The following is a 26,929-nucleotide window of genomic DNA, read 5'->3' on the forward strand; positions in this document are numbered from 1 at the left end:
GTCGGTGCGGAGCAGGGACCGCGTGAGGTGAGACCGTTGTGCGGTCCCCAACTGATCGGTCCCCGTGGGACTGTGCTGTCGCTCTCGGTCGTTCAGGCCTGGCGCAGGTCCTCCATGGTCACGGCCGTGCCCGGCAGGGCGGAGCGGGCCGGTGCCCGCAAGCCGTCCAGGAACAGCTGCAGATGACGGTGGACGAAGCGGTCGCCGACCAGGCAGTCGGTGCCGAACGGGGGCCGGCTGAGCTGGGCCACGGCGATCATCACATCGCCGACTCCCACGTCCGGACGGAGCTGTCCGGCCTCCTTGGCGCGGTCCATGAGCTGCCCGATGAGCTGCTCGCACCGGCGACGCGCCGCTTCCAGGTCGGGGTGGTTCCGGTCGAAGGTGCTGGAGACCATCGGGCACAGCGCGCTGACCCGCTCGTCGGCGGAGATGTGCACGAAGCGCTCCAGCGCCCCGAAGGCGTCCCCGGTCTCCGCGAGCGCCAGCTCGGCCGCCTCCGACGTCCGGTCCATCACGGAGCAGACGACCTCACGGACGAGCGCGTCGCGGTCGGGGAAGTTGCGGTACACCGTGGCGTTGCCGACGCCGGCCCGGCGGGCGATGTCGTCGAGCGGCACGTCGGGGCCGTACTCGGTGAACATCTCGCGGGCGGCGGTGACGATCCGCTCCCGGTTGCGCAGGGCGTCGGCGCGGGGCCGGGGTGCCTTGCGCACGGCGGGGTGGGCGGTCGCGGTCTGCACGGCGTACTCCTGGTCTGAGACTTCCACGATCCGGGGAGGCGCTCCCCGTTTCGCGCGGACACAGTTCCAAACGGGGAAACGGTCCCCGGTTATTTCCCCGCCCTCTCCCTATTTCAAGTGACCTGCGTCACACCCTTCCGCTCCCGCCGGATCCCACGATCGGCCCCTCCAGCGCGCGCCCGCCGCCGGGCCGACACAGGGTGATCCAGAGGGTGCAGCCCGAGACCGGCGGCTGCCGTGGCGCGAAAGGTCCGTGCATGCAGCCGCAGCCCAGCCGCCGTATACCCGCCCGCCGCCGTATACCCGTGGCCCTCGCGGGCCTCCTGAGCCTCACGGACCTCATGCACCGCCGTACCTCGCCGCGCCGGCGTGGGCCGTCGTCCCGTCGCTCGGCCCCGGCCCGCGGTCGCGGGACACCACCGGGCCGCCGCATACGCCCCCGCCGTGCGGTCTGCCTCGCCGCCGTGGCCGCGCTCATCCTCGCGGTCGGCACCTCGGCGGGCACCGGGCACCTCACGGCGGCCCCCGCCCCGGCCGGCCCCGGCCCGATCGCGCTGGCCCGCAACTCCGTCTACGGCCCCTGCATGATCAGTGGCGGCCACGAGATCCAGATGACCGAGGGCGTCCCCACCCCCGCCGGCTACTCCCGCTCCACCGGCACCGTGCACGCCCTCACCCTGATGGTCGACTTCCCCGACGCGCCCGGCCAGGGCAGCGCGCTCGACCGCTACCACGAGTTCTTCCCGCAGACCCAGGACTGGTTCCGCACCGCCTCCTACGGCAAGCTCGACTACCAGCCCGCCGCCCCGATCGACCACTGGCTGCGGATGCCGAAGGCGTTCAGCGACTACGGCATAGAGCGCGGCGCGCCCTTCGACCCCGGCTACCGGGAGCTGGTCCAGGACATCGTGGCCGCCGCCGACCCGGAGGTGGACTTCCGGTCGTACGACCTCCTGAACGTCCTGGTCACCCCGAACGCCGGTCCGTCGGCCCTGGACACCGTGCTGTCCGTGACGTTCGCCGGGAACGGCGACGCCCCGGTCGCCGACGGCACGCCGGTCGCCAACGCCTCCTTCGTCTACTCCCGCCAGGACGACGGCTCCGGTTCCTACGCCCGCACCGGCTACCGGGTCCTCCCCCACGAGAACGGCCACGTCTTCGGCCTGCCCGACCTCTACACCCAGGAGGGCGGGGGCGCGGTCGGGCACTGGGACATCATGAGCGAGGACTGGGGCTCCGACAACGACCTCCTCGCCTGGCACAAGTGGAAGCTGGGCTGGCTCGACCCCGACCAGGTCAGCTGCGCGGCGGCGCACGGCGGCACCGAGTACACGCTGGCCCCCCTCTCCCGCCCCGGCGGCCGGAAACTGGTCTTCGTCCCCGTCGACGCCCGCTCCGGTTACGCCCTGGAGGTGCGCACCAAGGGCGGCAACGACGAGGAGGTGTGCCGCCCCGGCGTCCTCATCTACAAGGTCGACGCGAACGTCGACACGGGCCGCGGACCGATCAAGGTGTACGACGCCCACCGCGACACCGGCGGCTGCACCCGCAGCCCCAACGTCCAGGCGGAACTCTCCGACGCCCCGTTCGGGCCGGGCGAGAGCTTCAAGGACCCCGCGCACAAGATCGAGGTCCAGGTGACGGGGGTGGACGGGGAGGGGAACTACCAGGTGCGGGTGGAGCGGGGGTAGCCCGTCCGGGGTGGGTTGCCGGACCCTGCGCCGGTCAAGGGGGCCACGGTTTACGGTAGGCGTGCGCTGACCGGCGTGCGCTGACCAGCGTGCACTGGACCGGCGTGCGAAGCGGCGAGACCGCGCGAACCGTCGTACCGGAGCCGGAGAGTAGTAGATGACCGCCCCCTTGCCCTCCGTCCCCGTGGCGCACGAGCCGCCTGCCGAGGCGGTGGCGCCGTTGATCCGGGGCGTGGCGGTGCTGGGGGCGCTGACCGAGGCCGGCGGGACGCTGAGCGCGAGCGCGCTGGAACGGCGTACCGGCCTCGCCCGCTCCACGGTGGACCGCATCACCGCGACCCTCGCCCGCATGGGATACGTCCGCCAGGACGGCCGGGACGCGGTGCTCACCCCCCGCGTGATGGAACTGGGCAACGCCTACCTGGCCGCCCTGCGCCTGCCCGCGCTGCTGGACGGACACGCCGACGCGGTCGCCGACGAACTGGACGAGTCGGTGTCCCTCGCGGTCGCCGACCGGGACGGCATCCGGTTCATCCACCAGGCGACCCGGCGCCGCGCGATGTCCGTCAGCTTCCGCATCGGCGACCTGCTGCCGGCCGAACGCACCGCCCCCGGCGCGTTGTTCGCAGCCGAGTGGACGGAACGGGAGTGGGCGGCCTGGCGGACGAGGCGCGCCGCGGATCCGACCGACGCGGGCTTCCCCGCCGTACCGCCCCGGAACCCGGCCGCCGCCGACGACTTCGAGGCGCGGACCGAGGAGGCCCGGCACAGCGGCTGGGCCCTGGACGACCAGCTGGTCGAGCCGGGCCTGGTCGCGGTGTCCGTCCCGGTGCGCGATCCGGGCACCGGACGGGTCGCGTGCGTGGCGAGCGTGGTCAGCCACACCAGCCGCCACACGGCGGCGGACCTGCGCGAGACCCTGCTCCCCCGGCTGCGTACGGCGGTGACGGCGATGGAGGCGGAGCTGCGCGCGGCCGGGGCGCGGCCCGCGGAGCCGGGGCCGCCGCCCGCCGGCCTCGCCGTCTGGACCACCGCATCGAAGCACGAACTCGGCCGGGACTTCGTGGAGTCACTGGCCCGGGGCCTGACGGTCCTCACCGCGTTCGGCGAGGGCCGCTCGGCGCTGACCCTGACCGACGTGGCGAAGGCGACGGGCCTGGCCCGGGCGACGGCCCGGCGCGCCCTGATCACGTTCGAGCACCTGGGCCTGGTGTCCGCGGACGGCCGCGCGTTCACCCTCACCCCCCGGGTGCTGTCCCTGGGCTACCCCCCGCTGTCCCGCACCACTCTGTCCCGCCTCGCGGCCCCCTGGCTGCGTGCCCTCGCGGACCGGCTCGACGAGCCGACGGCGCTGGCGGTTCCGGTCCCGGGCGCCCCGGGCGCCGCGCCGGCCGAGATCCAGTACGTGGCGGTCGCGGCCGCGAGCCGGGTCCTGACGGTGGACATCACCGTGGGCACCCGCCTGCCGGCGAGCCGTACGGCGCTCGGCCGGGCCCTGCTGGGCCTCGCCGGGCCGGGCGGGTACGCCCTGGCGGACGAGGAGCTGGAGTCGGGCCTGCGGTCGATCGCCGTGCCGGTACGGGACCGGGCGGGCCGCCCGGTCGCCGCCGTGAACGTGGCCACCCACGCGGCCCGCCGAACGCTGGCGGAATGCGTGAGCGAGGTGCTGCCCGCCCTGCACACCACGGCGGCCCGCATCCAGGACGACCTCCACATCGCGTCCCGTTTCACGCAGGTCCCGCCCCTGTGACCCGGATCACGGGAAGTCCGTGCGGAGTGCCGGACAGCTCAGTGACGTGAGCACACATATGCGTACCCGGGTACGGGCCGGGGAGCCGGGCGCGTTCGCGGAACTGTTCGACAGCTACTCGCGCGCCGTCTACAACCATGCCTTCCGGCTGACCGCCGACTGGTCGGTGGCCGAGGACGTGATGGCCGCGACCTTCCTGGAGGCGTGGCGGCTGCGCGACCGGGTGGACCCCGAGGGCGGTTCGCTGCGGCCGTGGCTGCTGGGCATCGCCACCAACACCGCCCGCAACCAGTACCGCAGCAACCGCCGCTACCGGGCCGCCGCGAACGCCGCGGCAGCGGCCCAGCTGTCGGTGCCCGACCACGCGGACGAGGTGGCCGACCGCGTCGACGACGGTCACCGCCTCGCCGCCGCACTCACCGCCCTGAGCAGGCTCCGCAGACCCGAGCGCGAGGTCGTCACGCTCTGCCTGGGCGAGGGCCTGGACTACGAGGCGGCGGCGGAGGCGCTCGGCATCCCCGTCGGCACCGTGGCCTCCCGGCTCTCCCGCGCCCGCCGGAAGCTGCGCGACCTCACCGGTGCCCCGCCCGCCGGACCACCGCCGGAAAAAACTCGGGGAATCCGGGAAGGCGACCGCCGCTCCCGACAGACAAGAGGTGATCACACCCACGTGATCCGGCCCGCACAGGAAGGACGACGATGACCGTGCACACCTCCCGGAACCACCCGGCCGAGGACGACGGCGGCGGCGCCGAGCTGCTGTCCGCCACCGCGCGGGACCTGCCGCCGGGCCGCCACCAGTTCCACAAGGAGCGACTGATGGCCCAGATCCACGACATGCGGCAGACCGAGCGGACCACGCCCCCCGCACCGGAGCGGCGCCGCCGGTTTCCCCGTCCGGCGATCGCCCTGCCGCTGACGGCGGCCGGGCTCGCCGCGGCGGTCGTCGCCGGAGTGACCCTCACCGGCCACGACGGCAACGGGGTGCAGGACGCCGGTCCGGCCCTCACCACCACCGTCGGCGCGGCGACCACCAAGGGCGTCACCCGGCTGCTCGACCAGATCTCCCTGGCCGCCGCCGAGACCTCGGCCTCCCGCCCCGCCGTCAGGCCCGGCCAGTACATCTACATCGAGTCCAAGTCGGCCGACAGCTACGTCCGCACCGTCGACGGCACGTCCTCCCTGGCCAGCCACCCGCTGCACACGCGGCAGGTCTGGAAGTCCCCGGACGGCACCAAGGGCTGGCTGATCGACCCGGCCGTCAACAAGAGCCCCGAGGGCGAGACCCTGTCCCTCCCGGACGAGCAGGGCAACACCCCGAAGCCGAACCTGAACGGCCCGTCGTACGACTACCTCACCACACTCACCACCGACCCCGACAAGCTGCTGGCCAAGATCTACACGGAGACGAAGGGCCAGGGGAACTCCCCCGACCAGGAGGCCTTCACGACCATCGGCGACCTGCTGGGCGAGAGCTACCCGCCGGCGGAGCTGTACCCGGCGCTGTTCAAGGCCGCCTCGAAGATCCCGGGGGTCGTCGTGGTCGACGACGCGACGGACGCGGTGGGCCGGCACGGGGTGGCGGTGGCCCGGCTCGACGAGACCAGCGGCGAACGCGAGGAGTGGATCTTCGACAGGAAGAGCCATGTCTTCCTGGGCGAGCGCTCGGTGCAGGTACGCAGGAACAGCGGCACCGACGGCCTGATCACCCCCGGCACCGTCCTCTTCACCAGTGCGATCCTGGAGCGCACGGTCGTGGACGGCATCAAGCAGACGCCCACGGCGAAGTCCTGACCACCGGCCCTCCCCGGCCCCGAGCGGGGCCGGCGCCCGCCAAACCCCCCTGAGGTCTCAGCCGGGCCCCACCCGTCCCCACTGATCCGCTACTCTGTGAGGGGCCGCCCACATCGGCGGTCCCACTCTTGCCACAACACCGGTGAGCCCACACCCAGAGCACCACCGAGGTTGCCGCAAGACCCGCCTTCGTAGCTCAGGGGATAGAGCACCGCTCTCCTAAAGCGGGTGTCGCAGGTTCGAATCCTGCCGGGGGCACATGATGAAGGGCCAGTTCAGAGGCTTGATCCTCTCGAACTGGCCCTTCGCCATGATCACGGCCGTGCCACACACGTGCCAGATGGCACCAACAAGCGCGAACGCCAGCGGTCGAGGCCGGTCTTAAGCGAACGATCGGCCGAGGCACAGGGGCGGTTGGGCGACGTTGGCGGACCCTTGTGATCGACCTGATAAGGATGAGGCCAGACTTTAAAGCGCATTCCTAGACCGTCGCCCGCCGGACCTGGTAGTTCCAGCGTGTGAGCGACCGGACGACGGTCTCGGCGCCAATGGGGTTGGCGCTGTGCACGTAGACCGTGCCTATCCGGAAAGGCCGCCCGTTGAAAGCTGCTTCTTCCAGGAGGGTCACCACGGGCAAGATGCTGTCGTCGCCGCCGAGGTCATGGTCGAGCCAGAGTTCATCGATGAAGCTGTCGCGGTGCTCTTGCAGGAGCTTGACACCTTCGCCGCTGCTGTGCGCGATCCGCGTGGTCCAAGGCAGTGGCCGGAGATCGTCTATGCCAAGGATGACCGGCGACGGTACGGACGACTCTTCTTTCATTCGACCATCATCACCGCACGGCCGCCGCTGTGCCCCCTCCTCAGCAACTTGCGTGATCATGGCCACGGCTCGTGCCACAAGCGTGCCAGGTCCAACGGGGAGCCACGGGGAACAACGGTGCTCCGGTCCGGCCCGACGTCAGGCCGGACGCCCCCGGGCCCTGGCAGATGGGGAAGCGATGACGGCGAGTACGCTCCGCGCATGGCTCTCACGGTGCACATCCCCGAATATCTGGAGGACTGCGAGCTGGTAGCAGGCGAGGATCTCGCGCGCGAGCCCGCCTTCTGGCTCGCGCATCTCATGTTGACCGTGGGAGATCCAAGCGAGGATCCAGAGCGCTACGGGGTGGACGCGTCGGTCTACGAGGAGATGGTGGAGCGCCTCAGCAACCCTGAGGAGCCCTGGCCTGTGCTGCGGGTCCCCTTCGAGGGAGGCCATACCGCTTACGCCGTGTACGCCAACTTCGACGACGCGAACAACGTCGACTTCTTCGTACGCCACCCCCAGTGGGGCCGACTCGGTTTCCTCGGCCAATGCGGCGCTGACGGGGCCGGCCCCGGACTGTCCTGGACGGAGCTCGCCACACTCGCTGAGGCCGCACAGGACAGCAGCGAGGGTTTGACCGACAGCTCACAGCGCCTTCTGCTCCTGCTTCCGATGCTCGGCGACGCCGAGATGCCGAGCGAAGCGCGCCACATGGTGGGGCAAGCACTGATCCGTTGCGGCATACGTACCGACTCGGCCGACGAGTTGGCCACCGTACTGGTCGGCGAGCAGGAGGCCGATAGCGAACCGCGCTGGGCCGTCATGACAGACAGCCCGATCGCAGTGTGTTCGTCGCCGTACAGCCCCCGCCAGATACCGCTCGCCCTCGGCATCACCCCAAGCCAAGCCCAGGCCCTCGCGGGCGCCCTCAACGGACTTGGGTGACATCCGGGCTGACATCCACGTCGAGGAACACCAGCGGTCCAGGGCAGTCAGACATGACCGCGCCCTACTGTGGTGAGGCGCCTCCAGAGGGCCCGTGCTCGAACTCCTAAAGCGGGTGTCGCAGGTTCGAATCCTGCCGGGGGCACCCTGCATTATGCCGCTGAACTGGGGTTTCCCCCGAGGAAGCGTTGTGTTCGGCCTTGAAACTCCTTGTCCTGGGCTGTTTGCGTGAGCGGGCGGGAAGTCGGTCTCCCGGATACGCCCATAAGATCAGCGCCATCCGGCATGGACTCCGGGCCGGGCCTCTCCGTGCCGCTGGGCTGCGGCTTCGCTTCGAAGACAGTGCTCGCACACCGGGTGCCGCGGAAACATGAGGTGGAACATCGGGTAGAGCCGGTGTTCGGCGACACCGTCGAGGAAGGCGCCGGTCTGCCCAGCCGTCCAGACCATGACGGGACCAGGCTTCTCTCCGGTCTCCTTCCAGCGGGCCACGCGCTCGTCGGTCCACACGAGCGGTCTGGGCGGGGTGTACTTCGGCAGGACGAGGTAGTGGGCCCAGTTCTCGCTGATGAGCTTCTCGGTGGTCTTCGCGTAGTCGAGCGCCGCGCTGAGCTCGTTCTTCATCTTGAGCTGCACGCCGGGGCCGGTGGTGTACCGCGGCTTCCTGCGGGCCTCCCGAAGCCCCTCCCTGGCCGCGTTCCAGCGCTGGCGCAGCTCGGGCGGACGCGGGCTGGCGGCCAGCTTCCAGGCTCGGTGCGCGGCCTCGCACTCCAGCCTGGCTACCTCGGCGGCGTCCGCGTTGGCGGCGTGTTGCTCGTTGGCGCGCCAGATCCGCTCGAACATCTCCTGGACATGCCGGGTGCGCAGGTCCCGCATCCTGATGTGGCCGAGGTTCGGGACGAAGACCCGGTGGATGTGGTCGTTGTAGGTCTTCCAGGTGGACCGCTTGAGGTCGACCCGCTTGCTGAACCAGCGAAGCAGGTACTGCTCGACTGTCTCGTCCGAGAGCACGTCGATGCCGTCCTGGGCCTTGTCCCAGATCTCCTGGGCCGCCTCCTCGGCCTTCTTCTTGGTGAGGAATCCGCCCTTGCGCGGTCGACGCCGCTCTCCGCCGGGCCCCGGCGGCGGTTCGACGTAGTAGTACCAGCTGCCGTGATCCCCGGGGCACAAGGCATTACGCCGCTGACCTGGGGTTTCTTCCCCAGGGAGGCGTTTTCCGGCCTCGGACTCCTCGTCCGGGGCCGTTTGCGTGACGGGCGTCTTGAGCCTCGGTGCGCTCCACACGCCCCGCCGGCCACCTGCCACCAGGCGGCAAGCCCCGGCACGCACGCGACCGCCCACCGCGGCAGCGACCACAGTGCCCCCTCACCGCGCCGCAGCCACCAGGTCAGCAGCAGGGCCGCCCCGGCATGTGCGGTGGTGGCGTGCGGTGTCAGTGCATGGGGCGCCTGGACCATCCGCATGCCGTGCATGACCATCGGGGTGTGATGGGGCTCGGCGGCGTGGAAGACAAGGTGCAACCCGCCCTGGGTCCGGGGTCCCCGTGCCGATGGCGGCCGGCGACCGCTCACGGCCACCCAGCAGACAGCCGACCGCGAAGACCGGCACGAACCCGGCGGCCTGCACCCACACCGACGGCGCCACGCCCGTGGCCATGACATGCCCTCCGGCAGCGAGCAGCACGCACAGCACGGCGAACACCGCCGCGCGCACGCTCCGCACCCCCGGGGACACACTCACGGCACCTGATGCTGCCACGCGTCCAAAGGATCTCTCCCCCGGCCCAGGCACACGCATCACCGCCCACGGACTCTCACCTGGTCGACCTGCCTCCTCCGACTGCGAGGATGTGGATGTCGTCCTCCCGCCCGACCGGCGCGTGCCGTTGGTCCGCGGGGGCGCGTGGCGGCTCACGTGGGTCCGGCAGGCCGTGCCCGCCCCCGCCCCCGCTCCGCCCGTACCGGAGCCCGCCCCGTGGGCCTTCGGCCCGGACTCGTGCAGGCAGGTCCACCAGGGCCGCACGGCTCGACCTGTCAGGCCGAGGCAGTCGCTCAGGGCTGCGGCTACCGTCGTGGGGAGAGCAGATTGCCACCGGAGGAGGAACGACGATGGCCGGCACCGAAACGCTCGACCGCAGCACCTGGGAGTCCGCCCTCAACCAGGTGTCCGAGGAACACCAGGGGGAGTTCGTCACCATCGAGGTACTGGACCCCGAGGTCGGGCACCAGTACGAAGCCAACCGGCTGCCCTTCGCCACCATCGTGTACGACCCGAAGGACGACGTAGTGGCCGTCTCCGTCGGCGGACGGTCGCCGCGCTACCCCGTCGTCCTGCGGCACCTGGTGTGGCACCCCAGGGAGATCGACGTCGCCACGCAGGGCATTCCCGAGCCGGCGGTCCGGACAGTCGACAAGGACGGCACCGCCACGCTGATCACGTTCTTCCCCCAGGAGTCCGGCACGGAGTCCTGACCCCTGAGGCGCGCCCGCCGCCGGCGGTGGTGTAGGGGATCAAGGCGCCGGAATCCGCAGGCCGGAGACGGTGGTCACGCCGACTCGGGCGTTCGCCCCAGTCCAGCGGGACGCTTTGCGGACTGCCGCTTCGACGGAGATCACCACGGGCCTCGAACCGGAACGCGGAACGCCTGATCCCCTCCACCACATCGCGGGACACGACCCTCCGGAGCCGTGCACGCAGGTTCGAACCGCCCGACTCTGAAGGGCGCCCAGTCTTCAAGAGCCGGCCTCGGTCTCGTCCGGGTCCGGCTCTTTGCCGTGCTCCCGCACCGCTGCGGAATCCCAGTCTTTACCCAATTCGGACGGCGCAGACATGGACCCCTCGGCCGTCCGGCTCAGGCGTTGGGGCGCTTGCCGTGATTGGCCTTCTTCTTCTTACGGCCGCGTCGTTTGTTCCCTCGTTTAGCCACGTTACATATCTCCCTAATTCGTATCTTTCTGTGCGCTGGTCAGTCTAGATCCGGCCCGGAGTGTCCGCATCAGCGACGCCGCGGGCGCACCGCACATAGTCCAGGCCCCGTCCCGGAGCAATCACCGGCTTCTGTCGAATGCGCGTCGAAGCCGCCCAGCCGCTCGATCACAGCGTCGCCAGCCGCAGGTCAGACGTTGTGCAGGTCGTGCCAGAACTGTGCCAGTCCGTGCGGGGGACCACGGGGAACGGCCGGGACCAGGTCGCCGGCCGGTCAGGTGCCCTGGCCACTCCGCCACAGGTCGTCGCCGCAATCGGCCGTAGATGACCCATGCCCCAAGCTGAGGTCCTGGGGCGGCGGTCTTGCGATACGGCGCGGCTTCGTACGACGCCCCCATGAGCCCTGTGGGGTACTGTCCCGGGCTCCTTACAGATCCCACTCGTCGGCCAGCAGCCCCACGAGCCCCTACTGCCGCAGTAGCGGCTCCTCCTGGTGCTCCAACACCTGTCGGGTGACAGTGAACGTGCAAGCGCCGTGCCTGCCGATGAAGTACATACCCGAGAACACCCGGCGTTCCCTTCAGTCACGAACATGTCGGATGTGGGCGGTCCGCCGCTTCCCCGAGCCGTCTTCGTACTCGACCGGGGAGCCGGCCATGCACCACAGCAGGGCAGCGGCGAGAGGCGAGGACGGGCTGAGCACCTGGCCCTCCTCCGTCGTCGGGCTCTGAGAAGTGATCTCGTACTCCTCGATGTCTGTGGACTCACCGAAAGTCAGGCCGACCAGACGACCAGGGGCGACCATCCGCCCGCCAGTCGCGCGAGAGGTGGAGGGCACTGCCCTGAGGAAGTTCTCCAGGAAGGTGGCGCGCTCCTTGAGCTGTGCGCACCGCTTCTCCCAATGGCGCCGGTTGTCGGCACGCACCCGGTAATCGGTGGCGGTGTCCAGGGGCTCCGGCTGCTGCAGGTACTCGCGGATCTGGGAAAGTTCGTTCTCGACACGGCGGCGAGATGTCTCGGCCAATGCTGTCACCGGATATCGGGGGGCAAAGTCGGCGTCCTCGCGTCGTGGAGTCGGCGCGGTTCCGCTTTGGCGCACGGAATGAGCGGAAGCGGCGGTCCGGGTTCCGGTACCCCGAGCCGCAGAAGGCCGCCGCTCGGGCCCGCTCTGCGGTTCGGCTCGCGGCGACGGTGCCTTCAGCGAAGGTGCTTCAGCTTCCGGCGTGCCGCCTGCGATCACACGCGGGGTACTGGGGGCCGTCCTGGCAAGAGCAACCGCGCGTTCGACCGCGCTACGGAGTCGGGATTCGGCTCCGGACCGGTCGCGGTACCAGTCGGTGCCCCAGATCCGATGCAGTTCCCAGCCCAGTCCCCGCAGCACTCCTTCGCGCAGGCGGTCACGGTCTCGGGCAGCCTTCGAGGAGTGGTACATGGCTCCGTCACACTCCACGCCCAGCGCGTACAGGCCCGGTTGATTCGGATGCCGGACACCCAGGTCGATGCGGTACCCCGCAACGCCGACCTGAGGCTGGACGTCGTAGCCCCAGTTGCGGAGCACCGCCAGCACGGATTCCTCGAACGGGCTCTCCGGCTGGGCGTCCGGGTCCACCGCCTCCTGGGAGAGCACGGACGGGCCATTCTGGGCGTACCGCAGATAGCGGGCGAAGTGCCGGAAGCTCTTGCTGCCGGTGTCTCCCACCTCACCCGGCTCGAACGAGGCCACGACCTCCACGCGGTAGCGCGCTCGGGTCACGGCGACGTTCAGTCGACGCCAGCCATCGGCCTTGTTCATCGGGCCGAAGTTCTTCGAGAACTTGCCCTGGGCGTCAGGGCCGTAGCCGACGGAAAGGATCATGACATCCCGCTCGTCGCCCTGCACGCTCTCCAGATTCTTGACGAAGAACCCGTTCAGCCGGTCCTCGGAGAAGCATTCGTCGAGGTCGGGGCGGGTCTGCCGGGCCGCATCCACGGCGTCCTGGATCGCAACGGCCTGCGACTGGGACAGCGCGACCACACCGAGCGATCTGCCCTTGCGCGTACTGAAGTGGTGGATGACGCGGCGGGCCACCGCCTCGGCCTCCCCGGGGTTGTTCCGGGCGGCTGCCCCGGAACGGTAGACCCCCTTCATGGCACGGTAGTAGGCGACTCCGACGTCCTCACCCTCGGCATGTGCTCCGGGGAAGGTGGTCATCGAGTCGTCGTAGAACTCCCGGTTGCTGAAGGCGATCAGGTCCTCATGACGGCTGCGGTAATGCCAGCGCAACGACAGACTCTCGAGCAGCCCGCTCGCCTTGCACAGATCCAGCACGGAACGGAACTGATCGAGGGACTCCTCACCCTCGTCCTCCTCGTCATCGCCTGCGGAAGCGAAGAACTCGGTGGGCGGGAGCTGCTTCTGGTCTCCGGCGACAATCAGGGCCCGCCCACGGTAGACACAGTTGATGGCGTCCTGCGGCAACACCTGCGAAGCCTCGTCGAAGATCACCACGTCGAAGACGAGGTCAGGCGGCAGGAATCGGCTCACGGTTAGCGGACTCATCATGAAGCACGGTTTGATCTGCTGCACCGTCTCCCTGGCTGTCTCCAGGAGCTCCCGCACCGGCTTGTGCCGGCTCTTCTTCTCGCCCTCTCGCCTGAGCAGCGCCGCACCTGGCGTAGTGGCCGTGGCTCGCGGGCGGCGGCTGTCACACGCCCGGACGACGCGCTGACGGGCGTGGTCGGCCAGTCTCGCGTCCAGTTCCCGGAAGCCTGCCACCAGGTCGTCGCGGTCCGCGGACCGGGGGATGGCCAGCCGTGGATCACCGGCCAGCCTGAGGTCCGCCCAGGCACGGAGAGCCGCACGTTCGACCACTGCCGGGAAGTCGGCCGGAGCGACCCCACGGCGCACCGCCCTGTCCACCAGGTCCCCCAGGCCCAGGGTGTCGAGAGCCCTGCGGCCGACGTCGTAGGCACGCCACTCATCAGGGCCGCCCCGGTCGGCGTCCAAGACCGCGAGCGCCTTCAGCGCCGCGTCCTGGCCATCGGAGAACGCGTCGCGGAGCTGATTCGCGCGCTCCGAACGGAACAGGCTCGCCAATGCCTCCGCGGCCCGTGACCACCCGTCCGCAGCTGCTTCCAGATCCGTGTCGACTTCCGCGTGGTAGAGAATCTCGGCGGCGGAAGCAGTCAGTGGCACCGTCGCTGGAAGCCCGCACGCCTCCCGCAGAGTGGTGATCCAATCCAGGGAGGCGGTCAGGTCGGACACGCCGGTGTTACGGCCTTTGTAAAGGTCCCCGAGCAGTTCCCGGTCGCCATCCGCCTTCGACTCGAACTCCGCGGCGGCAGCACGCGCGGCCCTTACGGCATGGACACCGGCGCGTGCCGATGCGAGAGTCCAGGTACCAGGTGCTGCGACGGCACCTCCTCCGGCGACGGCCGTCTGCTCCATGGTCCGGATCAGCCGCTCGGCCGCTCGCAGAGGCGCGACATGCGCGCGACTCCACTGCGCGGCGGCTCCGAGGCTTCCCGGTTCCAACGCGTACGACGGCCCCGGTGCAGGAGGAAGCACAAGAGAATCCCGCCACTCGGTCAACCTGGCGGCTGCCTGTTCCGCGGTATTCCTCGCGGCAGCGCGCGGTTGCCCTCCAGACGCCACCTCTCGGGCCAGAGCGTCCCGGTTGATCACCCGGGGAGCGAGCCCGAGGATGTCGTCGGCTCGTGCGATGAGGGAGTCCAGGCCGTCGAAGTCGGTGTCCTCGCCCTGCCAGTGCGGGCCGAGAACCGAGGCGTGGCGACCGGCCTCGGCGTGCAGTGTCCGAGCCGCCTGCTGCCAAGCCACCGCCGCCGGAAGTGCGGCCAGGACCGCCTTGGTGCATTTACCACCGTCAGGGAGAAACGACCTGACCAACCGGCGGTCGGCTCGACATGCTGAGGTCAGCCTCGCGGTGAGGGACCGGTGCACGGTGGCGAACCGGTGCGCGACTTCGTCAAGAGAGTCCTCGCGCAACACCCGGTCCGTGAAGACCCCTTCGGCCTTACTCCGATTCTCGCGCAGCCGCTCGACAGCTTCACGCAGGACCCGCGCGGCGCTCCTCGCAGCAGCCGCTCCCTCCCGAGTGAGCCATGTCGCCAGGGGCTTGGCGTCGTCGGAGTGTCCTGCCAGAGCGGCGAGGCGCCCCAGACGCAGCGCGTCGTCGCAGGTCCCGGGAGCCGGCAGGCCGTACATCGCGGCAACCGCCGTAAGCGACGTGACTGCCTCGTCCAGTGCCGCTGCATCTGCTTCGAGGCGGTCGCCGAGCTCACGGGCGGCGTCGGCGGTGAGCCCACTGATGTCGATGGCCGGGGGCAGCAGAGTCTGGAGAGTGGTCTCTTCCACGCTCGGCGTGGGATCCACCTCGGCCGGCAGCCGGCTCCATGCCGCGCCAAGCATCTGCTCCGCCGCCCGCTCGGCACCGATGACCTCGCCCAGCCGGCGCCGGAAGTCCGCAACTGCCGTCGTCAGGCCGCGGTGCTCGGCGGTCAGCCACGACCGCGGCAGGTTCGGCCTCGCGCTCGCAACGTGCAGCAGTGCGGTCAGCCGGGCTGCGTCGCGGCCCCCCTGCCAGTCGAGCTCGGCAAGGAGAGACCCGTGCGGCCGCAGCCTCGTCTCGAACTCGACGAGGGTTTCGGTGGCGAGGTCAAGCGTCTGCAGCGGGTTGCCGGCGTCCGTCAGCCCGTACCAGGAGAACGCCGTGCCTTCCTCAGCCGGGCGCCACGACCTGCTGACCCGCCGTGCCGCGACGGTCGCCTGGTCAAGTTTCTCGGCGGTGAGAGCCTCCGCGTCGAAGGACGGGGCCGGGGGCAGAGGATGGGAATCGTCCAGCAGCGCGATCCGTCCCAGAACGTCGTGCAGGCTCACACCGAGACCAGGCCGGAACTCGTTCATCGCCGCCGCGTATCCGGAGAGTTCCTTACGCAGTTGGCGAGCGCGGTTGAGGTCCGCCTGGGCACTGCCGGACGGGGTACGGCGGGGCGCCTGCAATGCCTGGCCGAGTTCCTGCGCCACCTGCTTCCGGCCCGTGTTGTTGCTGTGCAACGCCAAGACGTAGTCGTCGAGACCGACATCGCTCAGACGGTTGCGGACCACGTCCAGGGCCGCCGCCTTCTCGCTGACGAACAGCACGGTACGGCCCTGCTCCAACAGGCCCGCGATCATATTGGTGATCGTCTGGCTCTTGCCGGTGCCGGGCGGCCCGTCCATCACGAAACTGCGGCCTTCGATCGCGGCGGCGACGCACTGCCGCTGGGAGGAGTCCGCGTCGAGCACGAGCGGGGCATTTTCGGGCGGCTGGATCTCGTCGATGCGGTCCGCGTCAACCGGTTCGAATGCGAAGGTTCCGGGCGGGATACCGGAGTCCGCGCCGAGTCCGATGGCGCGCACGAGGGCGCTGGACTGCACCCGGTCGGCGTTGTCAAGGAGGTCCCGGTACATGACCTCCTTGCTCGAGTTGAACGTGTCAAGCACCATCCGGTTGGTGACTTTCCAACCCCGCATGCCGGCCACCGCGCGCCGGACCTGCGCGATCAGTGCGGGAACATCCCGAGGTTCCACCTGGTCGACACGCGGCCAGTCCACGCCCAACTCGCCCATCTTGACGGCGAGGGCGGGGTTGAGAGAGGGCTCTTCATCCGCGTTGACCTTCAGTACGTACGAGTCCCCGCGTCGCCGCTCCAGCACGACCGGCACCATCACCAACGGCGAACTGAAGCTCTTCTCGGCAGACTGAGCCGGCGTCCAATCGAGAAAGCCCACACCGAGATGAAGCACCCACAAGCCGTAGTCGTTGTACTTCTCCCGCGCCACCAGGGCGAGGCGACGCAGATGCCGGTCCTGTTCGGCCTGCGTGGCCTTGGACGTGGTGAGCGTGACAAGGGGGCGGTTGCTGCCGACTCCTGCCCGGGATGCAGGGGTGTCGATCGCCCTGGCGCCGGTGGCGGAACCGGCAGGGACCATTCTCGCGGGCGGCACCGACCCGCCCGACGACGCTCCCTCATCCTCCAATCCCTCGCCGCGTACAGCCGAGAAGGCACAACCGCGGGAAAGCCCTTCCAGCACGGTGGACAACTTGGGCTCGACCAAATCCATACCTGCGGACGAAGAACGGCGCTGGTAGTTGAGCAGCCGGTTACGGAAGCTCAGATCGATGAGCGAGTCCCGCCATGAGGCGAGCAGCCTCTCCAGCCGAGCACGGTCCATGGATGGCCGCCTGCCTTGGAGGGTCATACAGCGCAGCTCCCTCATTGATGAAGAGGTCGTGAAGGCTTTAGACGAAATGGGTGAAGCATAGCGGCGCTCGCAACGGCACCTAAAGGGATGGCAGCGGACGACTCTTCCCTTGCCAGGGCCGAGCAGTCAGGGAACGTCCAGCGTCCGGACGAGCTCGCCGACCTCCGTGCGCCAGGCGCGGACCTGCTCGTGGGTAGGGCCGATTTCGTACTGGTGGTAGTGGCATCCCAGGCACAGGTGCGACCAGACGGCGCGGGTTCGCCGGGCGGTTTCCCCAGGGGTGTAGCAGCGCAAGCAGAGCATCTTGGCCCGCATGGTGGCGTGGACGAGTCCAGGTACCGCTGTGTCGAGCACGCGATCCACGCGGATCTCCAGGGCAGTTCTCAGGGCCAATGAGGCTCCGCGGTGACGGCCGGCGGCGGTAACACCTCCGAGGTCGCCGGCGAGCAGCCGGTCGGCCGTCAGCAGAAGGTCTTCGACAGAGGAGGGGGAAGCGGGCGCCGCGGATCCGGAGGGTGAGAATGCAGCAGAGGCGTTCATCGGGCGTTCCCCTCCGGCTTGCGCACCTTCTGCGCCAGAGCCTCGACGTCCTGGACGAAACGGCGCGCGTCGATGATCTGCGCTCCTGCCGCGTGGGCTCCTCTCTGGCACTGCTTGATGAGGTATGCCGCCTGCGCTCCGTAGCGGGCTTTCACTTCCTGGTCGACGTCGCGGATCCGTGTGACGTCGCCGAACAGGGCGAGCGCCGCCACCTTGGTGAACTTCTCGGCGTCGTCGACGGCGGCGTGCAGTTCCTGCTCGGCTCCGCCCGAGAGGTGGTGCCTTATCCACGCGGCTTCCAGGAAGGCGTTCTCCAGGGCGATACGGCACAGGCTGGGCAGCACATGGGTCCGCGCCGCAGACGGCAGATCCGGGGTGCGGACGATGACCATCGCGTCGGCGATCGCCTGCGCGACCGGGTCGGTCACTCGCTCGACCTTCACCCTCGAGGCCTTGCTCCGCTCGACCTGGAACACCGTCACCGGCAGCTCCTGGCTCGTGAACGCCCGCTGGAGCCGGGTGTCGTGGGTGAACACGACGACCTGCCGGTGCTTGCCGAGTTCGTGCAGGACCTGAGCGAGCCCGTTGACCTTGGCCGGGTCCATGGACTGCACCGGGTCGTCGATGACTATGAACCCGAACGGGCTGTCGGCCGTGACGGCGCGGGGCAGGAACAGGGACAGCGCGAGGGAGTGCAGCTCGCCCTGGCTCATGACGCCCAGCGCCGAGGCGTCCTGGCCGTCGACGGAGACATCCATGACGAGTTTTCGTACGGTGGCCTTCTCGCTGCCGCGCAGGCTCACACCGTTGAGGTCGATGTTGCTCTCCTGGCGAAGCTTCTCCCAGATGTGCTGCGACTGTTCGGCGAAGCCCTCCATGCGCCGCTCCCGGAGCTCGCTGCTCAGCGCCTTGATCCAGGAACGGGCCCGCCGGATGTCTCTCAGCCGGGGATCGCTCTCCTTCGCGGCACGGGCCCGCTCCGCCCAGCCGGCCAGGCGGGTGACGAGCCGGCGCCAGCGTTCGTCGCGCTTCTCCAGCTCCCTCGCGGCGTTCTCCTTGACAGCGGCACAAGCGTCGGCCAGCGTCGTGGCCGCCTCGTGGGCGCGCGTGACGAGTTCGCCCGGATCGCTGACCGTGCGGCAGGCGGTCCAGGCGTCCCACGGGTCGGTCAACGGGGCAGGGATCCGCTGGGGCCTGTGCACGAGGTCCTGCAGGACGCGCACCGCTGACCGCAGTGCACCGCGTGCGTCGTCGGCGGCCTTGGCTTCCTGCCGCAGTACGGCGATCTGCGCGGTGGCGCGCGCGGCCCAGTCCCCGTCCAAGACGCGGTCCGTTCCGCAGACCGGGCAGGACTCCTCGTCGGAGTGCCGGTCGTTGTGGGCCAGAGCCCTGGCGAGGAGGTCTGCGCGCTGGTGGGCGTCCTCGGCGCTCGTGCCGCGCACGTCGTCGGCATCGGCGAGGGCCTTGCGCAGCCCGGCCACCGCGGCGGAGACCTGCTCCATGTCGGGGCCCTGCACGGCGGCCGCGACTCGCAGCTCGGCGAGAAGACCCTCGTCGGTGTCGGCGGGCAGTCCCGCCACCAGGGCATCGATCGTGTCGAAGTCCGGGCTGCCCGGGGTGTCGATGGCCAGGAGGGCGTGCACCGCGCGCTCGTCGTCCTCCAGCGCGTACAGGGCGTCCACGAGTTCCGGGACTTCGGCCTTCGCCTCCTTCGCCGCGTCGTCGAGTACCTTCTCCTCCGCCCGAAGCCGGCCGTCCGCCGCGCTGAGGTGCCGCAGGCCGAGGATCGTGGCGATGGCGTCGTACATCTCGGAGGGCTTGCCGCTGATCATGCGGTCGAGATCGACGTACGACAGAAAGGGCCGGTAGTCCTCCATGGCCTGCTTCCAGGCCACCTGGTCGAGAGGGACGCGTCCGTGTCCGGGCCTCTTGAACTCTCCCGCGGAGCCGCCGAAGTCCTCGCTCCCCCACGTACGGGTGAGCGTGCTGCGGCCGGTGTCGCCCTCGATGGCGAGCTTGACCTCGATCTCCGGCCGGGCACCGTCCTCCAGGTGGAGGTTGCGCCAGTTGCTGCTGCGCGACGCGTGCAGCCCGTGCCAGCGCATGGTCGTGCCGGTGAAAGCCGTCTCGATGCCTTCGGCGATGCTGGACTTGCCGGACCCGTTGCGGCCCACCACGAGGTTCACGCCCGGCCGAGGGCTGAGGTTCAGCCAGGTGCGTGGGCCGATGCCGCGGAATCCGGTGACGGCGACGGAAGCCAGGTAGATCCGGCCGATGGCGGACGGCCCTTCGGCCTCCCCCTCGCCCAGAGCATCCTTGAGGAGCACCTTCACCGGCTCGCTGAGCCCCGCCTCTGCGAGGCGGCCCTTCACCAGTTCGGCTACGGGCGTGGACGGGGCGGCCTGGGTCGGCTCGGTGGAATCGTGCGTGATCTGCTGGGGCTGTTCCTTCTCGGTCATGAGGTGCTCCGGGGTGGGAGTGAGAAAGCGTGGAAGAGCCCGAGGGCCGGGCCGAAGGCGAGGCGGGTTCACCGGATCCCCGTCGGCAGCGGGGAAAGACGGCCTGGGAGCGTCGGTGGGCGGTGAGGGCGCCGGTGACCTTCAGCGGCCCCTGGCTGGGGAGTTCGGTGCGCGGGCCGGTGTCACGCGCGAAGCGCAGACCGAGTTCGGCGAGCGCGCGGGCGGTCTCGTCGAGGGGTGCCGTGCCCAACGCGCCCAAGTGACCTGCAGGTCAGCCAGGTCAGCGCCGAGTGCCGCCGGTCAGGGCGCAGGGTCGGTCTTGGCGGTGTCGTTGACGTTGGTCAGGCAGGCCTTCATGAAGTCGTCGCGGCGGACGGTACCGCCGGTGGGCTCCTCGGAGATCTGGGCGTACTCCTGCGAGCAGGTGCTGTCGCTCGCGGTGTAGGTCATGCTGCCGTCGTCGGCGTACACGCCCCCCGATATCACGCCGGACGCATAGGCGCCGAGGAGCGTCGAGCGGCCGAAGACGGGCTTGTCCACGGTCTTGGTGACCGTACGGGTGACGACCTTGGGCCGGCGGGACTCGGCCTGACGGGCGCGGTGGTCGGCCGCAGCCGTCTGGCGGCGGGCCGCGGCGAGTGCGGAGTGGGTACTGACGTGGTCCACCGTGGCCACGGTGATGGACAGGGCTGTCAACCCGCAGGCAGCAATGGCAAGGACGTTGGCTCGGTTCACGGTTGTCCTTCAGGCAAGGAATCGGAGGGGAAAACCAGCGGTGGGTCGTGGCCGGGGGCGGCGCGGAGGCGGCGGAGCATCGCCTCGTCGCCGCACGCGAAGGCGTACTGACCGGCTCGAACAGCCAGTCAGCAGGCCCTGGTGTCAGTCCACTTGCCGCTGAGGAACGAGCTGCCGCCGCGCCACCGTCACGGCCTTGGTCGCGGAGATCAGTAGTTGGCGTTGGCGATGAGGTCGCCATCCTGGCCGTAGACGCTGACGAGCCCGTTCTTGGACTCGTAGCAGGACGTGAACGCCGAGGCGATGAGCTTCGCGTCCCCCTGGTTGTCGCTCATGAGCCCGCCGGTGAAGTCGGTGTAGACCTCGGCCGAGTCCAGGATGTCGTTCCGCTTGTCCGCGCCGGTCACCTTCGTCACGTGCCGGACGGCCTTCTTCTCCGTGGCCGTACCGGACTTGGCGACGCAGGCCTTGAACTGCTCCGCCTGCGTCTTCGGCTCCGGCTGCGTCTGCTGCTTCTGCTTCTGCGCGGGCGTCGCCTCGGCCTTGCCGGACTCCGGCGTGCGGCCGGCGGCGACGGCCTTGTCCTTGGCGCCGGTGTCGGTGGAGTCGCCGTTTCCGCCGCCGGCCGCGGCGGCGATGCCGATCAGAACGAAGAGGGCGACGACACCGAGGCAGCCGAAGCCGACGATCTTCCCCGCCTTCGGCTTCTTCGGCGGCTGCGGCTGGAACGGCTGTGTGCCGTAACCCTGCTGCTGCGGGCCGCCCCAACCGGGCTGGGGCTGCTGCGGGTACTGCTGGCTCATGGTCCCCCCAAGGGATGTGGATGCACCTTCCGGGTGCGTGTGACTGTGAAGCTGGAATGTGTGTCAGGCGGCCCGGGAGCGCCGGTAGTCGGCGAGGGCGCCGGAGGCCCACAACGGGACCAGGCGCGGGAGTTCGGTGCGCGGGACGGCTCCGCGCACGCAGCGCAGGCCGAGCTTGGCGAGGGAGTCGGCGGCCTCGTTGAGAGGGTGACCGGCGTGGGCCTTCTCGTGGACGAAGGTCAGGTCAGGGGTGTACTCGGCGAGGAGTTGCAGCTTGACCAGGGTGGGCCGGCGGCCCTGGGAGCGCAGGTGGGTGTCGTAGCCCTCGGGCATGTCCGTCCCGCCCTGCTGCCAGCTGTGCAGGTGCCGCAGTGCCTGCAGGTTGTCCACGCGGACCTCGACGGGCCGGCCGGGGTGCTCGTGGAGGACCGCCTTGAGGCCCCAGTACACGGCGCGCAGTTCGGTGACGACCACGCGGGAGTGAGGGCGCACGAGGTACTTCGGGTACACGTGGGCGTGCAGTCCTGCGTGGCCGGTGGTGGCGAGGTAGCCGGAGGCCACCCGGTCCGGGCCGCCGACGGAGGCGTCCGTGGCGAGCACGATCGGCCCGGCTACGGCCTTCACCTTGTCGTTCACGGACACCTGGTCGTGCGTGGAGGTGGTGGGGCGGGGTGCGTGGGCGAGGGGAGAACGACGACCCATGGCAGTTGTTGCCTCCTTGTTCTCGTGACGGGGCGGCGGCGGAGAGAGGGCGGCCCGCGGCGCCTGGTCCCGGGGATGCCCCCGCCGACCACTGCCGATCGGAAGCATCTACAGATAAGCACGGCACTGAAAGCACTGTCAAACATGTTCACGCGCTTAGTCGATGGTGTAACGTGTTCGCTGTACCCGACGAGAGGTGAGAACCCGTCATGCCCCAGCCGTCAGCCCAGGTGACAGCCGCGGAGATCTCCCGCATCGCGGGAGTCACACGCGCCACCGTCAGCAACTGGCGCCGCCGGCACGACGACTTCCCGGCACCGGCCGGCGGCAACGAGTCCAGCCCGCTCTACGACCTGGAAGCCGTGCGTGCCTGGCTGCGCTCCCGCGGCCAGGCGTCCGCCGCCGCCCTGGCGGAGGAGCTGCGCACCCTGCTACGACTGCACCCCGCGGGCACCGGCCCGGCTGCACCGCTGTTCCCCCTGGTCCTCGCCACCTCCCGCCGCTCCCCGCACGAGCTGACCGCGCTGGCCGACCTGCCGGACGCCGACCTCGCCGCACGCGCGGACGCCGCCGTCGCCGACCTCACCGGCGCACTTCCGCAGACCGAGGCCGCCCCCTTCACCGCAGCCGACGCGGCCGTCGTGCGGGCGCTGATCCACTGCGTACGGGAGGAAGGCGCCCAGGCCGCCCTCGACGTGCTCGCCGAGCGGGAACTGGACGACAGCGCCTCCACCGGCACCTACCAGACCCCCGACCGGCTGGCCGACCTCATGGCACGCCTGCTGCCCGCGGACACGGCCCGGGTCCTGGACCCCGCGTGCGGCAGCGGCACCCTGCTGGCGGCCGCCGCTCGCCACGGCGCCCGCGAGCTGTACGGCCAGGACGCCCTGCCGGTGCAGGCCCAACGCAGCGCCGTACGACTGCTGCTCGTCACACCGGACGCGACGGTGGCCGTACAGGCCGGTGACAGCCTCCGCCACGACGCCTTCCCCCAGCCCCCGGTCGACGCGGTGCTGTGCAACCCGCCCTACGGCGACCGGGACTGGGGCCACGACGAGCTGGCCTACGACCCCCGCTGGGCCTACGGCGTCCCGCCGCGCTCCGAGCCCGAACTCGCCTGGGTCCAGCACGCCCTGGCCCACCTGCGCCCCGGCGGCTACGCCGTACTGCTGCTGCCCCCCGCCACCGCCGCCCGCGCCTCGGGCCGCCGCGTGCGCGCCGAACTGGTACGCGGCGGCGCCCTGCGCGCCGTCGTGGCCCTGCCGTCCGGCGCGGCCGCCCCCCTGCACATCGGGCTCCAGCTGTGGATCCTGCAGACCCCGCAGCCGGACGGCCCGGACCGCGCCTCCGTGCTGTTCGTGGACGCCGCCGGCGAGCGGCAACAGGACAGGCCGCGCAACCGGTCCGACAGCACGCCAGGCTCCACGGGGACGCGCCGACGCCGCGACACCTTCGACTGGGACGAGCTGACCGACACCGTGCTGGCCCACTGGGCGGCCTTCGGCGCCGAGCCGGAGTCCTTCTCCGACGAGCCCGGCATCGCCCGGGCCGTCCCCGTAGTAGACCTCCTCGACGAGGTCGTCGACCTCACCCCGGCCCGCCAGGTCCGTGCCCTGCCCGCCGACATCGATCCGGCCCAGGTGGCCCGGCAGGCCGACGACCACCGCAAGCAGCTGACCGAGCACGCCGGCCTCCTCGCCCAGGCCGCCCAGGGCACCTGGCAGCCCACCGGCGACTCCCCACGACAGTGGCGGACGGCCACCCTCTCCGACCTCACCCGCGGCGGCGCCCTGGAGATCCTGCGGGCGGCGACCGACACCCGGGAGAAGACCGAGGGCGCACGATGGAGGGCCGAGAACGCCGGACGGCCGGTCCTCCACGGAACCGACATCGCGGACGGCGTACCCGCCTCCGGCACGTTCCTCGACGGAATGCCACTGAAGTCGTCACCCGTCGTCGCCGAAGGGGACATCCTGGTACGCATGTTCACGGGGGACAGCGGAAGCATGGCCCGAGTGGCCGACGAACAGGACATCGGCGTACTGCTCGGCCACGACCTCTACCTCCTGCGCCCCGACCCGGCGCGCCTGGACCCCTGGTTCCTCGCGGGTTTCGTCGGCGCGCACGACAACATCACCGGGGCGTCCACCGGCAGCACCACCGTCCACCTTCAACCCGGACGGCTGCGCGTACCGCTACTGCCCCTGCAGGAGCAGCGCCGCTACGGCGAGGCCTTCCGCCGCGTCCACGAACTGCACACCGCCGCCCGCCAGGCCACCGACCTGGCCCGCGAGTACGCGGACCTCCTGACCACCGGCCTGACGGCGGGGGCGCTGCTCCCACCCGAGACCGCGTCGGCCTGACGGACTGGCGCACTTCTTCACTCATCCACCACACTCGGCCGCACCCGCCCCCTCGCCCGGCGGAACGGCTCGGAAGGAACTCGGGGAACCGTGAACAGCAGCAAGCACACGGAGCTGGCGAACCACGCCTGGTCCGTCGCCGACCTCCTGCGCGGCGACTACAAGCAGTCCGACTACGGCAAGGTGATCCTGCCGTTCACCGTGCTGCGGCGCCTGGAGTGCGTCCTGGAACCCACCCGGGACAAGGTCGTCGAGACGGTGGCCCGCTTCGCCGGCCAGGACCTCGACACCGACCGCTTCCTGCGGAAGGCCTCGGGCCACGCCTTCTACAACAAGAGCGAGCTCACGCTGCGGAAGATCGCGGCCGACCCGCAGAACGCGGCGAAGAACCTGCAGATCTACGTCGGCGCCTTCTCTGACAACGCCCGCGAGGTCCTCGACAAGTACGAGTTCAACCAGCAGGTCAGGAAGCTCGACGGCGCGAACCTGCTGTACCAGGTCATCGGCAAGTTCACGGACCTCGACCTGCACCCCGATGTCGTGCCCAACCACAACATGGGCTACATCTTCGAGGAGTTGATCCGCCGCTTCGCCGAGCAGTCGAACGAGACCGCGGGTGAGCACTTCACCCCGCGCGAGGTCATCAAGCTGATGGTCAACCTGCTGGTGGCACCCGACGCGGACGCCCTCACCGTGCCGGGTGTCGTCCGCACGGTCATGGACCCGGCCTGCGGCACCGGCGGCATGCTCAGCGCCGCCGACGACCGCATCAAGGCCCTCAACCCGGACGCGACGGTCGAGGTGTACGGGCAGGAACTCAACCCCGAGTCCTGGGCGATCTGCCGCTCCGACCTCATGATCAAGGGCCAGGACCCGGAGAACATCCGCTTCGGCAACTCCTTCTCCGACGACGGCCACGCCCGCCGCAGGTTCGACTACATCCTCGCGAACCCGCCGTTCGGTGTGGAGTGGAAGAAGGTCAAGGAGGAGGTCGAGTACGAGCACAAGTCGCTCGGTGACGCGGGCCGCTTCGGCGCGGGCCTGCCGCGCATCAACGACGGCTCGCTGCTCTTCCTCCAGCACATGATCTCGAAGATGAAGCCGGTGGACGTGAACGGCGGGGGCGGCTCCCGCATCGCCATCGTCTTCAACGGCTCCCCGCTGTTCACGGGCGCGGCCGAGTCGGGCGAGTCCAACATCCGCCGCTGGATCCTGGAGAACGACTGGCTGGAGGCGATCGTCGCCCTCCCGGACCAACTCTTCTACAACACCGGCATCTCCACGTACTTCTGGATCCTCACCAACCGCAAGGACGCCGACCACAAGGGCAAGGTCGTCTTGCTGGACGCGCGCGACCAGTGGCAGAAGATGCGCAAGTCCCTCGGCGACAAGCGCAAGGAGCTGGGTGACGGGACGAACGGCCGCCCCGACCACATCGCCGACATCACCCGCCTGTACGCGGAGGCGGTGCAGGTCGCGAAGGACCCCGAGCACCCGCTGCACGGCAAGGTCAAGGTCTTCGCCAACGAGGACTTCGGCTACCAGCGCATCACCGTGGAGCGGCCGTTGAAGCTGCGCTTCGAGGTCACGGAGGAGACGTTGGCCGCGCTGGCGGAGGCCAAGCCGGTGGCCAAGCTGGAGCGGAGCGAGGAGTTCGTCGCGGCGGTGCGCACGTTGCTCGGCTCGTCCTGGACGACGAAGTCCGAGGCGTTCATCGCGCTCAAGGACGCGGTGGTCGCGGCTGGCCTGACCTGGCCGTCGGGAGCGCCGTTCGCGAAGGCGGTACGGGAGACGATCGGGGTCCGCGATCCCGAGGGCGAGGTCCAGAAGGTCAAGGGGGCACCGGAGCCGGACACGGACCTGCGGGACTACGAGAACGTGCCTCTGGGGGAGGACGTCGAGGAGTACCTGAAGCGCGAGGTGCTGCCGCATGTGGCAGACGCGTGGATCGACCACACGAAGACGAAGATCGGGTATGAGATCCCGTTCACGCGGCACTTCTACGTGTATACGCCGCCGAGGCCGCTGGCGGAGATCGACGCGGAGTTGAAGTCGCTGGAGGCAGAGATTCAGGCTCTGCTTGGGGAGGTTACGGAATGACCTTCGACTTGGCCGTCGAGGCTACGGCCCGCAACATTCCGCGGACTTGGCGGGTAGAGCCATTTCGAAGGCACGCATCACTGGTCGACGAGATGAACTCCAAGAGTTCCCTGCCCCTTCTCTCGCTAGCCTCGACTGGCATCATTACGCCTCGCAAAGAAGAAGGCGGAATGGGGCGACAGGCCCCTTCCGAATCGACTATCGAGAGGTATTGGGTTACACACCCGGGAAACCTGGTCGTGAACCCGATGTGGCTAACCGGTGGCGGTATCGGCGTATCCACTGTAACTGGCGCCGTAAGCCCGGACTACCGCGTCTATCGACTCGGAC

Annotated in this window: 18 protein-coding genes and 1 tRNA gene; 9 read left to right on the forward strand and 10 right to left on the reverse strand. The window is 70.0% G+C overall.

The genetic code is table 11. The features are described from left to right. Positions 1-92: 92 nt before the first annotated feature. On the reverse strand, positions 93-743 hold the full coding sequence (locus ACZ63F_RS07680) for a TetR/AcrR family transcriptional regulator (protein ID WP_469709949.1): 651 nt from the start codon (positions 741-743) through the stop codon (positions 93-95). A gap of 464 nt (positions 744-1,207) precedes the next feature. On the opposite strand from ACZ63F_RS07680, the gene ACZ63F_RS07685 reads away from it, so the two are divergent. From ACZ63F_RS07685 to ACZ63F_RS07705, 5 genes are all read left to right on the forward strand, one after another. After that, complete coding sequence (locus ACZ63F_RS07685; RefSeq protein ID WP_469709606.1) at positions 1,208-2,434, forward strand: M6 family metalloprotease domain-containing protein; 1,227 nt, start codon at positions 1,208-1,210, stop codon at positions 2,432-2,434. Positions 2,435-2,591: 157 nt separating this feature from the next. Next, the gene (locus ACZ63F_RS07690; protein WP_469709607.1) at positions 2,592-4,184 is read left to right on the forward strand and encodes an IclR family transcriptional regulator domain-containing protein; all 1,593 of its coding nucleotides are present in this window, start codon (positions 2,592-2,594) and stop codon (positions 4,182-4,184) included. 46 nt (positions 4,185-4,230) lie between these two features. After that, a complete protein-coding gene (locus tag ACZ63F_RS07695) occupies positions 4,231-4,887 on the forward strand; it encodes an RNA polymerase sigma factor (protein WP_469709608.1) in 657 nt (218 codons plus the stop codon). Next, complete coding sequence (locus ACZ63F_RS07700; protein ID WP_469709609.1) at positions 4,884-5,978, forward strand: CU044_5270 family protein; 1,095 nt, start codon at positions 4,884-4,886, stop codon at positions 5,976-5,978. The genes ACZ63F_RS07695 and ACZ63F_RS07700 overlap by 4 nt, the downstream gene beginning before the upstream one ends. Before the next feature lie 185 nt (positions 5,979-6,163). Then, positions 6,164-6,236 (forward strand) — tRNA-Arg (locus ACZ63F_RS07705). Between the two features lie 223 nt (positions 6,237-6,459). On the opposite strand, the gene ACZ63F_RS07710 is transcribed toward ACZ63F_RS07705, so the two are convergent. Continuing rightward, positions 6,460-6,858, reverse strand: coding sequence for a cyclic-phosphate processing receiver domain-containing protein (locus ACZ63F_RS07710; protein WP_469709950.1), 399 nt, complete (start codon positions 6,856-6,858; stop codon positions 6,460-6,462). 141 nt (positions 6,859-6,999) lie between these two features. Between ACZ63F_RS07710 and ACZ63F_RS07715 the strand changes: the two genes are divergently transcribed. Next, positions 7,000-7,728 (forward strand): hypothetical protein, encoded by a 729-nt coding sequence (locus ACZ63F_RS07715; protein WP_469709610.1) that lies wholly within the window; start codon positions 7,000-7,002, stop codon positions 7,726-7,728. A 270-nt stretch (positions 7,729-7,998) separates the two neighbouring features. On the opposite strand, the gene ACZ63F_RS07720 is transcribed toward ACZ63F_RS07715, so the two are convergent. Continuing rightward, entirely contained in the window at positions 7,999-8,898 is a 900-nt protein-coding gene (locus ACZ63F_RS07720; protein ID WP_469709611.1) for a tyrosine-type recombinase/integrase, read from the reverse strand. A 938-nt stretch (positions 8,899-9,836) separates the two neighbouring features. Between ACZ63F_RS07720 and ACZ63F_RS07725 the strand changes: the two genes are divergently transcribed. Continuing rightward, entirely contained in the window at positions 9,837-10,199 is a 363-nt protein-coding gene (locus ACZ63F_RS07725; protein WP_469709612.1) for a DUF5335 family protein, read from the forward strand. A 380-nt stretch (positions 10,200-10,579) separates the two neighbouring features. On the opposite strand, the gene ACZ63F_RS07730 is transcribed toward ACZ63F_RS07725, so the two are convergent. The 7 genes from ACZ63F_RS07730 to ACZ63F_RS07760 form a co-directional block, all read right to left on the reverse strand. Next, positions 10,580-10,654: a 50S ribosomal protein bL37 gene (locus ACZ63F_RS07730; RefSeq protein WP_099504217.1), complete on the reverse strand. Its 75-nt coding sequence runs from the start codon at positions 10,652-10,654 to the stop codon at positions 10,580-10,582. 579 nt (positions 10,655-11,233) lie between these two features. Next, positions 11,234-16,867, reverse strand: a complete 5,634-nt coding sequence (locus tag ACZ63F_RS07735; RefSeq protein ID WP_469709613.1) for a DUF4011 domain-containing protein — start codon at positions 16,865-16,867, stop codon at positions 11,234-11,236. 156 nt (positions 16,868-17,023) lie between these two features. Further along, positions 17,024-17,290, reverse strand: a complete 267-nt coding sequence (locus ACZ63F_RS07740) for a hypothetical protein (protein WP_469709614.1) — start codon at positions 17,288-17,290, stop codon at positions 17,024-17,026. 143 nt (positions 17,291-17,433) lie between these two features. Next, complete coding sequence (locus tag ACZ63F_RS07745; protein ID WP_469709615.1) at positions 17,434-19,896, reverse strand: AAA family ATPase; 2,463 nt, start codon at positions 19,894-19,896, stop codon at positions 17,434-17,436. Between the two features lie 300 nt (positions 19,897-20,196). Further along, positions 20,197-20,631 (reverse strand): hypothetical protein, encoded by a 435-nt coding sequence (locus ACZ63F_RS07750; protein WP_469709616.1) that lies wholly within the window; start codon positions 20,629-20,631, stop codon positions 20,197-20,199. Between the two features lie 209 nt (positions 20,632-20,840). Then, positions 20,841-21,434, reverse strand: a complete 594-nt coding sequence (locus tag ACZ63F_RS07755; RefSeq protein ID WP_469709617.1) for a hypothetical protein — start codon at positions 21,432-21,434, stop codon at positions 20,841-20,843. A 63-nt stretch (positions 21,435-21,497) separates the two neighbouring features. Then, the gene (locus ACZ63F_RS07760; RefSeq protein WP_469709618.1) at positions 21,498-22,136 is read right to left on the reverse strand and encodes a hypothetical protein; all 639 of its coding nucleotides are present in this window, start codon (positions 22,134-22,136) and stop codon (positions 21,498-21,500) included. A gap of 209 nt (positions 22,137-22,345) precedes the next feature. Here ACZ63F_RS07760 and ACZ63F_RS07765 point away from each other — a divergent pair, with 209 nt between their 5' ends. Both ACZ63F_RS07765 and ACZ63F_RS07770 read left to right on the forward strand, forming a co-directional pair. Next, a complete protein-coding gene (locus tag ACZ63F_RS07765; protein WP_469709619.1) occupies positions 22,346-24,499 on the forward strand; it encodes an N-6 DNA methylase in 2,154 nt (717 codons plus the stop codon). Between the two features lie 90 nt (positions 24,500-24,589). Continuing rightward, the gene (locus ACZ63F_RS07770; protein WP_469709620.1) at positions 24,590-26,599 is read left to right on the forward strand and encodes a type I restriction-modification system subunit M; all 2,010 of its coding nucleotides are present in this window, start codon (positions 24,590-24,592) and stop codon (positions 26,597-26,599) included. Positions 26,600-26,929: the final 330 nt, after the last annotated feature.

It is taken from the genome of Streptomyces sp. NPDC104761 (genome assembly GCF_055583445.1).

Coding starts and splice junctions, on each gene's coding strand:
- ACZ63F_RS07690 (WP_469709607.1), top strand. CDS start 2,592: ATGACCGCCCCCTTGCCCTCCGTCCCCGTGGCGCACGAGCCGCCTGCC.
- ACZ63F_RS07700 (WP_469709609.1), top strand. CDS start 4,884: ATGACCGTGCACACCTCCCGGAACCACCCGGCCGAGGACGACGGCGGC.
- ACZ63F_RS07710 (WP_469709950.1), bottom strand. CDS start 6,858: ATGATCACGCAAGTTGCTGAGGAGGGGGCACAGCGGCGGCCGTGCGGT.
- ACZ63F_RS07715 (WP_469709610.1), top strand. CDS start 7,000: ATGGCTCTCACGGTGCACATCCCCGAATATCTGGAGGACTGCGAGCTG.
- ACZ63F_RS07725 (WP_469709612.1), top strand. CDS start 9,837: ATGGCCGGCACCGAAACGCTCGACCGCAGCACCTGGGAGTCCGCCCTC.
- ACZ63F_RS07735 (WP_469709613.1), bottom strand. CDS start 16,867: ATGGACCGTGCTCGGCTGGAGAGGCTGCTCGCCTCATGGCGGGACTCG.
- ACZ63F_RS07745 (WP_469709615.1), bottom strand. CDS start 19,896: ATGACCGAGAAGGAACAGCCCCAGCAGATCACGCACGATTCCACCGAG.
- ACZ63F_RS07755 (WP_469709617.1), bottom strand. CDS start 21,434: ATGAGCCAGCAGTACCCGCAGCAGCCCCAGCCCGGTTGGGGCGGCCCG.
- ACZ63F_RS07760 (WP_469709618.1), bottom strand. CDS start 22,136: ATGGGTCGTCGTTCTCCCCTCGCCCACGCACCCCGCCCCACCACCTCC.
- ACZ63F_RS07765 (WP_469709619.1), top strand. CDS start 22,346: ATGCCCCAGCCGTCAGCCCAGGTGACAGCCGCGGAGATCTCCCGCATC.